Consider the following 14,211-nt stretch of genomic DNA (forward strand, 5'->3'; position numbering starts at 1 on the left):
CGGTTCACAGCTGGGTCGGTTGGCGCTCCGTCAGGCCGTACGTCTTCGCGATCGCGTTCCACAGCCGGGCGGCCCTGGTCTTCTCGGTGCTGGCCGTGCCGCTCGCCCGGTTGCCGGCCTGGGTCTGGCCGGTCACGACCGCCTGGCCCTTCTTGCAGCCCTTCTTGCCGGCCGCCTGGTCCGCCCAGGCCGCGTAGTGGTTGTCGGCCGCCGCGGACGCCTTCCACGCCTTGGTGAGGGCGTCGGTCAACTGAGCGTTGGCGGGCAGCTTGTCGACCGCGAGGCCGGAGAGCCGGGTGACGAGGTCGGTGCGCTGCTGGGCCGCGGCCCGCAGGTCCTTGGCGGCCTGGCCGAGGCTCTTGCACGTCCTCACACTGGCCACCGCGTTGATCACCGTGGTACGGCTGTCTCCGCTGTCCGCCAGCAGCTTGTCCAGCGCGACGGCCTGTTCCTTGGCCGGGTCCGCCGACGGCGAGGCCGACGCGTCGGTCGCGGGGGCCGTCGCGGAGACGGTCTGGTTCTTGTCGGTCTGGTCGTCGCTCCCGCCACCGGCGAGCAGCGCACCCGCGCCGATACCGAGGACGGCGATGCCGATCCCGACGGCGGCGATCAGCGGCACCCTGGAGCCGGAACGGCCGCCTCGCCGGCCGCCGTCGCCTCCGTCGTCGTACGCAGCGGCCTGGGGCGGACCGGCGTAGGGCGGCTGCGCGGACTGCCCGTACGGCGGCTGGGCGCCGGGCTGCTCGAAACGCGGGAGCTGCTGGGTCGCCCCGGCCGGGGCCGCGCCGCCGGGCCCGCTGCGGAAGAGGTTGTCGAACTCGGCGGGCGGCTGCCGGTCCCCGCCCGTCTGTCCGGGCACGGGCGCTATGTACTGCGTGGCCTCGGCGTCGGGGCCGGAAGCGGGCGGCATCGGACCGGCGGACGGCATCGGACCGGCGGCGTGCTGAGGTCCCGCTCCGGCGCGGTGGCTGCCGCCGCCCTGCGCGGCGCGGCCCAGGAACTGCGTCGACTCGCCGGACGACTCGGCAGGCACCTCGGGCGGCAACGCCCCGGGGCCCACCGGCGGGATGTACTGCGTCGCCCCCTCGTCGGCGGCGGCCGGGACGGGCGGGAGGTACTGGGTGGCGCCTTCGTCGGCAGGCGGCAGAGGGGCGGCATGACCGCCGCCACCGTGCAGGACGGGCGGGAGGGGGGCGTTGGGCATGCCGTGCCCCGGCGCCGGGAGGGCGGGGCTCGGGGAGCCCTGCCCTGCGGGCGGCAGGGGCGCGGAGGCACCGGGAGAGCCGTACGGGTCGGCGGGCGGCGCGGAGGCACCCTGTGCGGGCGGGAGAGGCGACCCGGCGGCGGGAGGGCCGTAAGAGTCGGCGTGCGGCAGGGATGCCGCGGCGGCAGGAGAGCCGTACGCGTCGGAGCCGTAGGCGCCGGCGGGCGGCTGAGCCGTCCCCGAGGCCGAAGAACCGTAGGCGCCGGCGGACGACTGAGGCGTGCCCCCGGCCGAAGAACCATAGGCGTCGGCCGACGGGGAAGCACCCTGACCGCCACCATGCCCAGCAGGCGAAGAACCGTAGGCGCCGGCGGACGACTGAGGCGTCCCCCCGCCCGGAGAACCGTAGGCGTCGGCGCCCGCCGAGCCGTACTGGCCCGGCGGCGGCGTGGGAGAGCCGTACGCGTCAGCGCCGTACCCCTGGGTGCCCTGCGGCGTGCCGCCCTGTGCGCCCCAGGGCTGTTCGGGGGCGCCCCACGACTGGTCGGGCGTGCTCCAGCCCTGGCCCGGCGGCGGGGCCGGGGCCTGGTGCTGCTCGGGGCCCCACGGCGTGCCCCAGGCCTGACCGCCGGCCGGACCGGAAGCCTCGCCGGGCGTCGGCGCGTGGTGTCCGGCGCCGGTCTGCGAACCGCCGTAGCCGCTCTGTCCGCTCTGTCCGCCCTGCCCGCCGCCGTAGCCGCTCTGCCCGCCGCCGTGTTCGCCGTTTCCGCCGTACCCGCCCGTCATTCCCGGCAGCAGGGGTTCCCCGCCGTCGGAGGGCAGCACGATGCCTTCGCGCGCCTCGCGCGGCGAGGGCTCCTCGCCCTGTCCACTCTGCGTCACCGGGACTCCTACGAATGGGGGAACTTCGGAATCGTCGGCTCACGCTACCGGGTCCCCCGAGCCGGGTGCCACGCAGCTCATGACGTGACCTGCGTCCCTGTGACCGCGGTAACAGATCACCATGCGCACGGTGACAGAACCGGTCCCCCATCCGCTATATATGACCCCTCTCCGCCTCCGGCGCCTTCGTTTCCCTGCCGTTCACGCCCTCGTACCCCGCGCTTTCAGGCCGCCGCCTGGAGGTCGAGGCGCGCCCCGAACTCCCTTACCACTGCCTCGTCCCGGTACGGCTCCAGCCGCTGCTGGAAGTCGTCGAGGTACTCGGCGCCCCGGTTGGAGCGGAGGGTCTCCAGCAACTCCACTGCTTTCATGCCGGTGTTGCAGGCCTGCTCGATCTCCCGCTGCTGCACCTGCGCGGAGGCCAGCAGCACATAGCCGATGGCCCTGCGGCGGGCCCGCGACCCGGGGTGCCCGTCCAGCGACTCCTGCGCGCACCGCGCCGCCGCCTCGGCCTGTCCCAGGTCCCGGTGGCAGTGCGCCAACTCGTCGGCGAGGTAGGCCTCGTCGAAGTGGGCGATCCACGCCGGGTCGTCCCCGGCGGCCGGGTCGGCCTGCTCCAGCGCGCTCACCGCCCGCCCGGACGCCACCTGGGCCGCCCGCGCGTCGCCCATCAACGCGTGCCCGCGTGCCACCGCCGCGCAGAACATCGACTCCGCGCGCGGAGTCACGCGCCCGCGCGCCCCCTCCTGCGCCGCCCGCGCCAACTGCGCGATCTCACGCGGGTTTCCGAGCTGCGCGGCGAGGTGGCTCATGGAGGCGGCGAGAACGTACCCGCCGTAGCCACGGTCGCCGGCCGCCTGCGCGAGCCGCAGGGCCTGGATGTAGTAGCGCTGGGCGAGGCCGGGCTGGCCGGTGTCGACGGCCATGTAGCCGGCGAGTTCGGTGAGCCGGGCCACGGCGGCGAACAGGTCGCGGCCGACCGCCTCCCGGTAGGAGCCTGCCAGCAGCCCGGACACGACACTGTTGAGGTAGTGCACGACGACCGGGCGTACGTGCCCGCTGCCGTACTGGTGGTCCAGGTCGCACAGCGCCTGGGTCATCGCGCCCACGGCCGCCACGTCGGACTGCCCCACCCGTGGCCCCGCCGAACGCGCCACCTGCGCGTCGGGCGAGGAGATCAGCCAGTCGCGGCTCGGTTCGACCAGCGCGGACGCGGCGACGGAGGAGCCGGACAGGAAGTCCCGGCGGCCCACGTCACTGCGCCACAGCTCACACACCTGCTCGATGGCTCCCAGTACCGTCGGCGAGAACTGGAGGCCCACGCCCGAGGCGAGGTTCTTGCCGTTGGCCATGCCGATCTCGTCGATCGTGACCGTACGGCCGAGTTTGCGGCCCAGCGCCTCCGCGATGATCGCCGGGGCGCGGCCGCGTGGCTGCTGTCCGCGCAGCCAGCGCGCCACGGACGTCTTGTCGTACCGCAGGTCGAGACCGTGCTCGGCGCCGCACATGTTGACCCGGCGGGCGAGCCCCGCGTTGGAGCAACCCGCTTCCTGGATGAGCGCCTGCAGCCGTTCGTTCGGCTGCCGCGCGACGAGAGGCCTTGCGGCCATGGCGTACCCCCTGTGGCTGCGGTGCCTGCCCACGCACCGAGTTGACGTGTCTTCCACCGAAAAGATCCGGCCGTGAAGATCAATGCCCCGCCGACACAGCGAAAATGCGAGACATGCGAGGATTGCCGGGGTAAAGGCGGGTGCCGCCCCCACACCTGGCTACCCAGCTCACGCCCTGCTTCCTCCTGCGCGCCCCCACACATGCATCCATGCGCCCCAGATGCGGAACGGATGCTCCTCCCCCGCGCGCGCGACGCCCGTAACTCCAGGTGGACGCGGGAGTTGTGTTCAGCGTGGAAGAGACGATCGCGGGCACCGAAGCCGTTCAGATTCCGAGGCAGCGCGGGGAATCGCTGCTGGACACAGCCGTACGCTACGCCGAGGAGCGCCACTGGGACGTCTTCCCCGGCACCTGGCTGGAAGCCGTCGACGGGGTGCAGCGCTGCTCGTGCGGCGACGCCGCGTGCGCCGTGCCCGGAGCGCACCCGGCGCGGGCGGACTGGGAGACGCAGGCGACCGGCAGTGCGACCGTTGCGCGCCGGATGTGGCAGAAGCAGCCGACGGCGTCGATTCTGTTGCCGACGGGGCGTACGTTCGACGCGATCGACGTGCCCGAGACCGCGGGGTTTCTCGCGCTGGCGCGCATGGAGCGGATGGAACTGACGCTGGGTCCGGTGACCCTCACTCCTGACCGGCGGATGCAGTTCTTCGTGCTGCCCGGTGCCTCCGTGAAGGTGCCCGAGCTTGTACGGAAGCTCGGTTGGTCACCGTCCTCGCTCGATCTGACGGCGCTCGGTGAAGGTGCGTACGTGGCGGGGCCGCCCAGCCGGTTCGGGACGCGGGGGGCCGTGCAGTGGGCCTGTCGGCCCACCCCCGCCAACCGGTGGCTTCCCGATGCGGAGGAGCTGATCTCGCCGCTCGCCTATGCGTGTGGGCGGGATCGGTAGTTTCGCGGCCACAGGTCGTTGGTGGTTGCTCGCGCCTGCGCGGCGGAGCCGCATATGCATATCAGGCACAGTCCCGCGCCCCTTGGCGGCCTTGCTCCACCGTAGGGTGCATCCATGACGTCGGGAGCAGAGACGGGTGCAGCGGCCGTACGTGTGCGGGGGCTCTGGAAGCGGTTCGGGCAGCAGGTCGCCGTGGCCGGGATCGATCTGGATCTGCCCGCCGGGAAATTCATCGGGCTCGTCGGGCCCAACGGTGCCGGGAAGACCACCACTCTCTCCATAATCACCGGGTTGCTGCGGCCCGACCAGGGGTCCGTCGAGGTCGTCGGGCATGACGTCTGGCGGGATCCGGTGGAGGTGAAGGCGCGGATCGGGGTGCTGCCGGAGGGACTGCGGCTGTTCGAGCGGCTGTCGGGGCGCGAACTGCTCGCCTACTCGGGGCGGTTGCGCGGGCTGCCCGGTGCCGAGGTCGACAAGCGGGTCACCCAGCTCCTCGACGTCCTTGACCTGGCCGGCGCGCAGCACAAGCTCGTCGTCGACTACTCGACCGGCATGCGCAAGAAGATCGGGCTCGCGGCCGCGCTGCTCCACAACCCCGAAGTGCTCTTTCTTGACGAGCCGTTCGAGGGCGTCGACCCGGTGTCCGCGCAGACCATCCGGGGCGTGCTGGAGCGCTACACCGCCTCCGGCGCGACCGTCGTCTTCTCCTCCCACGTCATGGAGCTCGTCGAGTCGCTGTGCGACTGGGTGGCGGTGCTGGCCGCGGGCCGCATCCGCGCCCAGGGCACGCTCGCCGAGGTCCGCGGCGACGCTCCCACCCTGCAACAGGCGTTCCTGGAACTCGTCGGCGCGAACGCCCGCGACACCGGCTCCCACCTCGACTGGCTGGGCGGCGGGGCGACCCGATGAGCGGCACCGCGGTCTCCATCACTCCTGTCGTCGTACGGCTGAAGCTGTCCCTGCTGCGCAACGGGCTGCGGCAGTCCAGTGGCCGGCGGGCCGCCTACGTCGCCTCGGTCGTCGCCGTGCTCCTCGTCTCCGCGGTGCAGCTGCTCGGCCTGATCGCGCTGCGCGGGCACGAACACGCCGCCTCCGTGGTGGTGCTGCTGGTCGCGGTGCTGGCGGCGGGCTGGGCGGTGATGCCGCTGTTCTTCCCCGGCGGCGACGAGACCCTCGACCCCACCCGCCTGGTGATGCTGCCGCTGCGGCCCCGTCCACTGGTCCGGGCGCTGCTCGCGGCCTCTCTGGTCGGCATCGGACCGCTGTTCACGCTGTGCATGCTCGCCGGGGCCGTCGTGTCGGTCGCGCACGGGGGTGTGGCGTACGTCGTCGGCGTCGTCGGTGTCGTCCTCGCGCTCCTTGTCTGCGTGGCGCTCGCACGGGCCGTCGCCGCCGCCAACCTCCGGCTGCTGACCAGCCGCAAGGGCCGGGATCTGGCGGTGCTGAGCGGGCTGGTCATCGCGATCGGCGCGCAGGTCGTCAACTTCGGTGCGCAGCGGCTGGGTTCGAGCGGCCTTGGCCAGCTGGACGGTCCGGCCGACGTGCTGAAGTGGGTGCCGCCCGCGTCGGCGATCGGGGCGGCGGACTCCGCGAGCGAGGGGTCGTACGGCATCGCCGTCCTCCAGCTCGCCCTGACCGCCGCCGCCCTGGTGGCACTGATCGCCTGGTGGTCGCGGCATCTGACCCGGCTGATGACCGCGCCGGACGGCTCCACACTCCAGGCCACCGACTCCGGCGCCCGCGAGCGGACCTCCACCGGCCTGTCCCGGCTGCTGCCCGCCGGCCGCACCGGCACGGTCATGGAACGCAGCCTGCGCTATGTGTGGCGCGACCCGAAGACCAAGGCCGCCTGGGTGACGTCCCTGGCCATCGGCCTGATCGTGCCGGTGTTCAACGCCTTGCAGGGCAGCGGCTCGATCTACTTCGCCTGCTTCGCCGCCGGGATGCTCGGCGTGCAGATGTACAACCAGTTCGGGCAGGACACCTCCGCGTTCTGGATGGTCGCGATGACGATCTCCTCGACCCGGGACGCCTACGTCGAGCTGCGCGCCCGCGCGCTGGCCCTGCTGGTGATCACCCTGCCGTACGCCACCCTCGTGACCGTCCTGACGACCGCGCTGCTGGGCGACTGGCCGAAGCTGCCCGAGGTGCTCGGGCTGTCCTTCGCGCTGCTCGGGGCGATGCTGGCGACCGGGGCGTGGACGTCCGCGCGCTTCCCGTACTCCATCCCGCAGGAGGGCTACAAGAACGTGGCCCCCGGGCAGTCCGGGCTCGCCTTCATGGCCATCCTCGGCGGCATGGTCTCGTCGGCCCTGCTGTGCGCCCCCGTCATCGCCGGCACGATCTGGCTGAACGTCAGCGAGGGCGGCGACAAGTGGAGCTGGCTGCTGCTGCCGGTGGGGGCGGTCTACGGGACGGCGATCACGGTGGCGGGGCTGCGAATGGCCGCCCCGCGCACGGCTCGACAGCTGCCGGAGATTCTTACGGCGGTCAGCAAGGGGTGAGCTTGGCGGGGCGGAGGCGGGGCTTTGGCGGAGCCCGGGGGCGGAGGCGGGGCTTGGGCGGAGCCGGGGGCGGGACCCTTGGGCGGGCCCTTGGGCGGTGCCCGACAGACTGGCATCGGCCGCACCCTCAGGGGCGCGGGGAACTGCGCGACCAGCCCCCGAGCACCCGCACTCGGCACACCGCGCAGACCCCCACCGCCGTAGCCGCCGGCCCGCCGGGCCTTGGGGCCCGGTCCTGGGGCGAGGCCCTGGGGCCGGTTTCAGCCGGTGACGTCCGCGAGGACCGTGTCCAGGAACGGCTCCACCGCGCCCCGCCAGGCGTCCGGCTGGTCGTAGTGCACGAGGTGGCCGGCGTCGGCCACCTCCGCGTACTGGCCGCGGGGCAGCACGCGGACCATCTCCTGGGCCTCGGCGCGGCCCAGCTCCCCGTCGAGACCGCGGACGACCAGGGCGGAACACTGCACCTGCGCGAGCTCCTCCCAGTGGGCGTCGTACACCCAGGTCTCGCGGGACTCGAGCATCTGCTCCGGCTCGAAGACGGGGCGCCAGCCGTCGGGGGACTCCTGCATGACCTCGGCGTAGAACTCGCCGCGGGCCGCGTTCGGGCGCTCCACCCAGGGATCGTCCTCGCCGAACCACTTACGGACGTCGGCGAGCGTGGCGAAGGGCATGGGCCAGGCCTTGAACCAGTCCTCCCACTCGCGCTGCGAGGCGGCGCCGAGCGCGGAGGCCCGCATGTCGCAGATGATCACCCCGCGGACCAGGTCGGGGCGCTTGGCGGCGAGCTGCCAGGCGGTCAGGGCTCCCATCGCGTGGCCGATCAGGACGGCCGGCCCGAGCCCGAGCTGTTCCAGAGCCGCCTCGGCGTCCTCGACGTACGCCTCACGCGTGTAGGACGCTGGTGGGGGCTTGTCGCTCTGGCCGTGGCCGCGCTGGTCGAGGGCGACGGCTCGGTGCCGCTCGGAGAGCCAGCGGGCGGTGGACGCCCAGTGCGAGGCACGACCCATCAGGCCGTGCAATAACAACACGCCGGGAACCCGCTCGGCCTCCCCGGGCCCGGACTGCGGGGGCACGCCCTGCTTCGGTACGGCCTGTTTCTGTACGTCTTTCGCCGGGTCGGTCTTGGGAGGGTCGCCGAACTCCCAGGCGGCGAGCCGTACGCCGCCCGCCCCGGTCACGTCGATGCGTCGCGCCATTTGGTCCTGGCACCCCCCTAGCTCCGCTCGGACCGCTCGCTCCCGCTCTAGGCGGCGGGTCCTGTGAACCGCGTCCTGCCTGACGTGTATTTCGTACCTGCCCCACACCCCTGAAGCGCAGGTTCCACGTGATGCGTCACCGCAGACTATCGAATACCTATTCGAAAATGCCGCACTCGCCGACAACACCCCTCGTTCGAGTGACCACACTCAAGGAATGATCGGCGCCGCCGAGGGGAGATCTTCAGCGGGAGGCGGACCGCTCGGGGAAAACGGTCCGAAGGGGATGACCCTGAGAGCTCGGGGCTCCGGGTCAGCACAGGGGAGGACAGGCCCCGGCGCCGCAAGGCGCCGGGGCCATCCACACGACTGCGGCACATCTTCCCGCCCCCTCCCCGGCCGGACACGGCATCGCTGCCGGACCGCGGCCAAGAACCCTCAGGTCATATGCCTCACGCGACAGCCTCGCACGGGAAGCGTCCGAGCGCTGCGATTCGGCACAGTGAATCTTGGATTCGACGAGATCGCCGAGAGGCCTGCGACAGACCACAACTGCCCCAGCGATCTCGGCAGTTGAGACGGTGGCCGCCGGAGTCGGTCGTACCGCCGAACCGCCCAGCAACTACTCAGCGCTTGGCCACGAACACGTGCGACGCCACGTCCGCCTCCAGCTCCGCCGCCTCGCCGCCACTGCCCACCAGCACGCCGCCCGCCGACTCCGTCACGCTCACCACCGAACCGGGCTGCACGCCCGCCCGGCGCAGCGTGTACATCAACTGCGCGTCCGTCTGGATCGGCTCGCCGATCCGGCGCACCACGACCGTCTTGCCCTCGATGCCCGGGTCGAGATCGGCGAGCGACACCATGCCCTCGTCCAGGAACGGGTCGGCGCCGTCCTTCTCGCCCAGCTCCTCCAGGCCCGGGATCGGGTTGCCGTACGGCGACTCGGTGGGGTGGCGCAGCAGCTCGAGCACCCGCCGCTCGACGGCCTCGCTCATCACGTGCTCCCAGCGACACGCCTCCGCGTGCACCTGCTCCCACTCCAGACCGATCACGTCGACGAGCAGGCACTCAGCGAGCCGGTGCTTGCGCATCACGCGCGTGGCGAGCCGGCGACCCTCATCCGTGAACTCCAGGTGGCGGTCGCTGGCGACGGACACGAGGCCGTCACGCTCCATCCGCGCCACCGTCTGGCTGACCGTCGGCCCGCTCTGATCGAGCCGCTCGGCGATCCGGGCGCGCATGGGGACCACACCTTCCTCCTCCAGCTCGAGGATGGTGCGGAGATACATCTCCGTGGTGTCGATCAGTCCGGACATACGTGCCCCTTGATGAGATCTGCCGGAAGCACGACAGCTTCCCGGCTTGTGCGCTGGCCCTGGCATCAATTCTGCCGGATACCACTGACAAGCGTGCCGCGCCGTTGAAACCAAGCGGTTACAGGGCGGTTCGCACGGTTCGCAGCGGCCGTATTGACATCCCACTGGTCCAGACCGCACCGTGATCCGCGGCACAGACGCCGACGCTACACAGACTCCGACGCTCCGAAGGGGCCCGCATGAGCGACAGCAAGCCGGCCGGTCAGTTCTTCGACGCCGCGATCGGCCTGCTCCGGCGGGTCCAGGACGAGGAGGCCGGCAACATCGAGGCGGCCGGCCTGCTCCTCGCCGACACCGTCGCCTCCGGCGGCCGGCTCTTCGCCTTCGGCGCCGGTCACTCCTCCCTCGCCGCGCAGGACGTCGTCTACCGCGCCGGCGGCCTCGCCCTGATGAACCTGCTGGCCGTCCCCGGTGTCGTCGGCGTCGACGTCATGCCCGCCACGCTCGGCTCCGCCCTGGAGCGCGTCGACGGCCTCGCGAGCGCCGTCCTCGACTGCTCCCCGGCCCGCGCCGGCGACGCCCTCGTGATCATCTCCCTCTCCGGCCGCAACGCCCTCCCCGTCGAGATGGCCCTGCACGCCCGCGACCTGGGCCTGAAGGTCATCGGCGTGACATCGGTGGCCTACGCCACCGAGACGACGTCCCGGCACCACTCCGGCACCTACCTCAAGGACCACTGCGACATCGTCCTCGACTCGAAGATCGCCACCGGCGACGCGGAACTCACCCTCGACACCATCCCCGCCCCCTTCGCCCCGGCCTCCACGGTCGTCACGTCCGCCATCCTCCAGGCCGTCATGGCCACCGCGGCGGCAAGCCTGGCCGACCGGGGCATCGAGCCGCCGCTCCTGCGGTCGGGGAACGTGGACGGCGGCCATGAATGGAACGGGCAGGTGTTCGAGAAGTACGGGGAGCGGATCTTCTACCGGCATTAGGACCGACAGTGCCTTGAAGACCTGGGCCCCATGGGCGGCACGGGTGGCACGGGCGGCACGGGTGAACGCGGCGGCTCTACTCGCGCCCCAACACCTCCGCCAAATCCAACGCGGACCCGATCCGAACCGCCACATCCTCCGCGTACACCGCGTCCTGCCGCTCGAACTGACTCCGCCCGGCCCCCCGCAGAAACGTCACCACCCCGAACGTCCGCCCCCGGCTCCGCAGCACCGCACACAGCGCGTGCACCGCGTCCGAGGGCCACTGCCGAGCCTCAGCCCACTCCTGGGCCTCCTCCGCCCGCACGGCGGCCCCCACACTCGCCCGCACCGACCCGATCCGCTCCACGCACTGCAACGCCGGATGCCCCTCCGCGTACCGCACCGGCAGCCCCGCCCGCCCGGTCAGCAGACTCGGCCCCGGCGCCCCGGAGGGCGTCGCCGCGACCCGCACCAGCCGTACGGAGTCCGTCGCCACCCCGTCCGCCACCGCACCACCCGCGACCCGGTCGATCAGCGCATGGTCCGCGAACCCGGCGAGCGCGAAGTCCAGGTGGACGGCGGCCGCCTCCCGCGGGTCCTCACACTCCGCGGCAGCCCGGGCCGCCCGGTGCAACTGGTTCGTACGGAACCGCAGCAGCGACGCCTCCTGCTCGCCCTGCTTGGCCTCCGTCACGTCCTGGAACAGCCAGCCCACGCCCAACGGCACGGGCTCCTCTGCGAGCGGCGACGCCAGCCGCACGAACCCACAGCGCCAGCAGCGCCGCTGCTCACCGTCCGGCGTACGCACGCTCACCCAGATCTCGGCGGGCGCCGGCGGCGCACCCTCCGCCAGCACATGCGTGAGCGCACTCTCGAGTTCCTCGACACCCTGAGCGAGCAGATCCCCGAGAGGCCGCCCCAGCACCGACGTACGCCCGACACCCAGCGCCCGCGCCGCATGCGCGTTGACGACGGCCGGCCGCAGATCGGCGTCGACGAGCACGACACCCCAGCTCGCGTCCTCGAACAACGCCTCGCTCAGCGCGATGGACCGCTCCAGATCGATCTGCGCGTGCACCTCGCTGAAGGCGCAGTACAACCCCGCGGGCTTCCCGTCCGGCCCGCGCACGGCCGCCGACTGCGTCCGTACGAGCACCCGCCCGCCGTCCTTCGTCAGCAACGCGAACTCGTGCACCTGCCGCCCGGGAGCGTGCATCGCGGACAGCAGCCGCCCCTCCACCTCCTCGGCGTCGGCGGCGCGCACGGCCCAGCCGGCAAATCCGTGCCGGCCCACTGCCTCGTCCGCGGTCCAGCCGAGAATCCGCTCGGCCTCGCGATTCCAGTGGGTCACCACTCCGTCCGCGTCGAACGCGCACAACGCCGCGTCCATCCCGTCGAGCAGCGCGGCCAGCAGATCCGAGCCGTCGGAGCCGTCCGAACCCTCCGGACCGTCCCGCTCGGGCTCGTCCGGCCCGATCTCGTCGGTGGTCCCACTACGCCGGGAAGCACTCACCTGGACCCCCTGCAGGCTGCCGCGTCCGCACGTACGGCACGTCGGTTCGCTCACTAGCAATCATCTAACTGGAACGTGACGCAGCACACACCGAGTTCCCACAAGATTGAAGGAATCGTTGTGCGCCGGAAATCCGAGGAGTACGCCGGTCCTACGCCTCAACCGGCGCAAGCCTCAGATCCACCCACACCTCAGTCTCCCCCTCCAGCACATACCGCTCCACCTCGACAAACCCACGCCCCAGGGCAAACCGCAGCCCGTCCTCATTGACGGCCAGCACACACGTCTCGATCACCCGAGCCCCCAGCCCACGCGCACACTCGAGCCCCTTCTCATACACCGCGCCCCCAAACCCACGCCCCCGAAACTCGGGCAGCACGCGCGCGATGACGGTCGCCACGCCCTCTTCCCCCTCCGGCGGCCGCACGGTCGAACACCCGACGAGCACATCCCCGAGATACGCGTTCTCCAGCCGATAGCGCCCGCTGCGCTCCCGCACCTCATCGAGCCCCATCGCAGCGGGCGGCACGATCACGTTGTGCACATGCCGCCACTGCTCGAGCATGACGTCTCCGTCGACCGGCTGTATCCGCAGGTCAGTCACCACTACCGCTCCCCTCCGCGCCAGGGACCCGATTCTTTCCGAAAAAACTGGTTGATCGCGCGTCGAGCGGTTCTTAGTGTGTGGGCTACACGAGAAGGGAGGTGGTTCGGCAGATGTATGAGAACCGGACGCGTGAGGTGGCTGCGGGCTAGCGGCCCGTCACCACACCGAGTGCGGTGCCGGACCAGCGTGTGCGAGATACACGCAGCCGGCCCAATCCAAATGCAGTCACCCGACCCGCGAGCTCGCCGGTACGTCCGGCCGGCTTCTCCGCTCAGGCGGAGAGACCCGAGCTCGCGGGTCGTCTGCGTTCTCGGAGCTGCTCAGCGCACGATGTCGCCGTAGCCCTCGATCTCGCGCGGGTCGCGGGTGCCGGGGCCGATGTAGCGGGCGGAGGGGCGGACCAGGCGGCCGGTGCGCTTTTGTTCCAGGATGTGGGCCGACCAACCCGCCGTGCGGGCGCAGGTGAACATCGAGGTGAACATGTGGGCGGGGACCTCGGCGAAGTCGAGGACGATGGCGGCCCAGAACTCGACGTTCGTGGCGAGGACCCGGTCGGGGCGGCGGGCGTGCAGTTCCGCCAGGGCCGCCTTTTCCAGGGCTTCGGCGATCTCGAAGCGTGGGGCGCCGAGTTCGCGGGCGGTGCGGCGCAGGACGCGGGCGCGCGGGTCTTCGGCGCGGTAGACGCGGTGGCCGAAGCCCATCAGGCGTTCGCCCTTGTCGAGGGCCCGCTTGACGTAGGCCTCGGCGTCGCCGGTGCGTTCGATCTCCTCGATCATGCCGAGGACGCGGGAGGGGGCGCCGCCGTGCAGCGGGCCGGACATGGCTCCCACGGCGCCGGACAGCGCGGCTGCGACGTCGGCGCCTGTCGAGGCGATGACGCGGGCCGTGAAGGTGGAGGCGTTCATGCCGTGTTCGGCCGCTGAGGTCCAGTACGCGTCGACCGCGGCCACGTGCTTGGGGTCGGGCTCGCCGCGCCAGCGGATCATGAAGCGTTCGACGACGGACTGTGCCTTGTCGATCTCCCGTTGCGGGACCATGGCCCGGCCCTGGCCGCGCGCGGACTGGGCGACGTAGGAGAGGGCCATGACGGCGGCTCGGGCGAGGTCCTCGCGGGCGCGTTCCTCGTCGATGTCGAGGAGGGGTTTGAGGCCCCAGACCGGTGCGAGCATGGCGAGTGCGGACTGGACGTCGACGCGGATGTCGCCGGAGTGCACGGGGATCGGGAACGGCTCGGCGGGCGGCAGGCCGGGGTTGAAGGCGCCGTCGACGAGCAGCCCCCAGACGTTGCCGAACGAGACGTGCCCGACGAGGTCCTCGATGTCGACGCCCCGGTACCGGAGTGCGCCGCCTTCCTTGTCGGGTTCGGCGATCTCCGTCTCGAACGCGACGACTCCTTCGAGTCCGGGTACGAAGTCGGACATCAGGCGGCTCCTCGTGATGTGTGCGACGGAT

11 protein-coding genes are annotated in these 14,211 nt (G+C 72.0%); 4 read left to right on the forward strand and 7 right to left on the reverse strand.

Annotated elements, in window-relative coordinates:
- Window positions 1-4: 4 nt before the first annotated feature.
- Together QFZ76_RS23575 and QFZ76_RS23580 are read right to left on the reverse strand one after the other, a co-directional pair.
- Window positions 5-2,086, reverse strand: a complete 2,082-nt coding sequence (locus QFZ76_RS23575; protein WP_307675616.1) for a hypothetical protein — start codon at window positions 2,084-2,086, stop codon at window positions 5-7.
- Between the two features lie 224 nt (window positions 2,087-2,310).
- Window positions 2,311-3,696 (reverse strand): transcriptional regulator, encoded by a 1,386-nt coding sequence (locus tag QFZ76_RS23580; RefSeq protein ID WP_307675617.1) that lies wholly within the window; start codon window positions 3,694-3,696, stop codon window positions 2,311-2,313.
- Between the two features lie 284 nt (window positions 3,697-3,980).
- Here QFZ76_RS23580 and QFZ76_RS23585 point away from each other — a divergent pair, with 284 nt between their 5' ends.
- From QFZ76_RS23585 to QFZ76_RS23595, 3 genes are all read left to right on the forward strand, one after another.
- A complete protein-coding gene (locus tag QFZ76_RS23585) occupies window positions 3,981-4,643 on the forward strand; it encodes a bifunctional DNA primase/polymerase (RefSeq protein ID WP_307675618.1) in 663 nt (220 codons plus the stop codon).
- Between the two features lie 114 nt (window positions 4,644-4,757).
- Window positions 4,758-5,552, forward strand: coding sequence for an ABC transporter ATP-binding protein (locus QFZ76_RS23590; protein WP_307675619.1), 795 nt, complete (start codon window positions 4,758-4,760; stop codon window positions 5,550-5,552).
- Entirely contained in the window at window positions 5,549-7,147 is a 1,599-nt protein-coding gene (locus QFZ76_RS23595; RefSeq protein WP_307675620.1) for a transporter, read from the forward strand. The genes QFZ76_RS23590 and QFZ76_RS23595 overlap by 4 nt, the downstream gene beginning before the upstream one ends.
- A 260-nt stretch (window positions 7,148-7,407) precedes the next feature.
- On the opposite strand, the gene QFZ76_RS23600 is transcribed toward QFZ76_RS23595, so the two are convergent.
- The gene (locus tag QFZ76_RS23600; protein ID WP_307675621.1) at window positions 7,408-8,343 is read right to left on the reverse strand and encodes an alpha/beta fold hydrolase; all 936 of its coding nucleotides are present in this window, start codon (window positions 8,341-8,343) and stop codon (window positions 7,408-7,410) included.
- A 626-nt stretch (window positions 8,344-8,969) separates the two neighbouring features.
- The gene (locus tag QFZ76_RS23605) at window positions 8,970-9,662 is read right to left on the reverse strand and encodes a metal-dependent transcriptional regulator (protein ID WP_266437798.1); all 693 of its coding nucleotides are present in this window, start codon (window positions 9,660-9,662) and stop codon (window positions 8,970-8,972) included.
- A gap of 239 nt (window positions 9,663-9,901) precedes the next feature.
- Between QFZ76_RS23605 and QFZ76_RS23610 the strand changes: the two genes are divergently transcribed.
- Entirely contained in the window at window positions 9,902-10,657 is a 756-nt protein-coding gene (locus QFZ76_RS23610) for an SIS domain-containing protein (protein WP_307675622.1), read from the forward strand.
- 76 nt (window positions 10,658-10,733) lie between these two features.
- Here the strand turns inward: QFZ76_RS23610 and QFZ76_RS23615 are convergent, their stop codons facing one another.
- The 3 genes from QFZ76_RS23615 to QFZ76_RS23625 all read right to left on the reverse strand — a co-directional run bounded on the left by QFZ76_RS23615 (window position 10,734) and on the right by QFZ76_RS23625 (window position 14,180).
- Window positions 10,734-12,152 carry a PAS domain-containing protein gene (locus QFZ76_RS23615; protein ID WP_307675623.1) on the reverse strand — a complete coding sequence of 473 codons (1,419 nt, stop codon included), beginning with the start codon at window positions 12,150-12,152 and terminating at the stop codon, window positions 10,734-10,736.
- Between the two features lie 151 nt (window positions 12,153-12,303).
- A complete protein-coding gene (locus QFZ76_RS23620; RefSeq protein WP_307680108.1) occupies window positions 12,304-12,756 on the reverse strand; it encodes a GNAT family N-acetyltransferase in 453 nt (150 codons plus the stop codon).
- A gap of 323 nt (window positions 12,757-13,079) precedes the next feature.
- Entirely contained in the window at window positions 13,080-14,180 is a 1,101-nt protein-coding gene (locus QFZ76_RS23625) for a citrate synthase 2 (protein WP_266437786.1), read from the reverse strand.
- Window positions 14,181-14,211: the final 31 nt, after the last annotated feature.

Origin of the sequence: Streptomyces sp. V4I2, from assembly GCF_030817655.1 — a bacterium.
GTDB classification, from domain to species: Bacteria; Actinomycetota; Actinomycetes; order Streptomycetales; family Streptomycetaceae; genus Streptomyces; species Streptomyces plumbiresistens.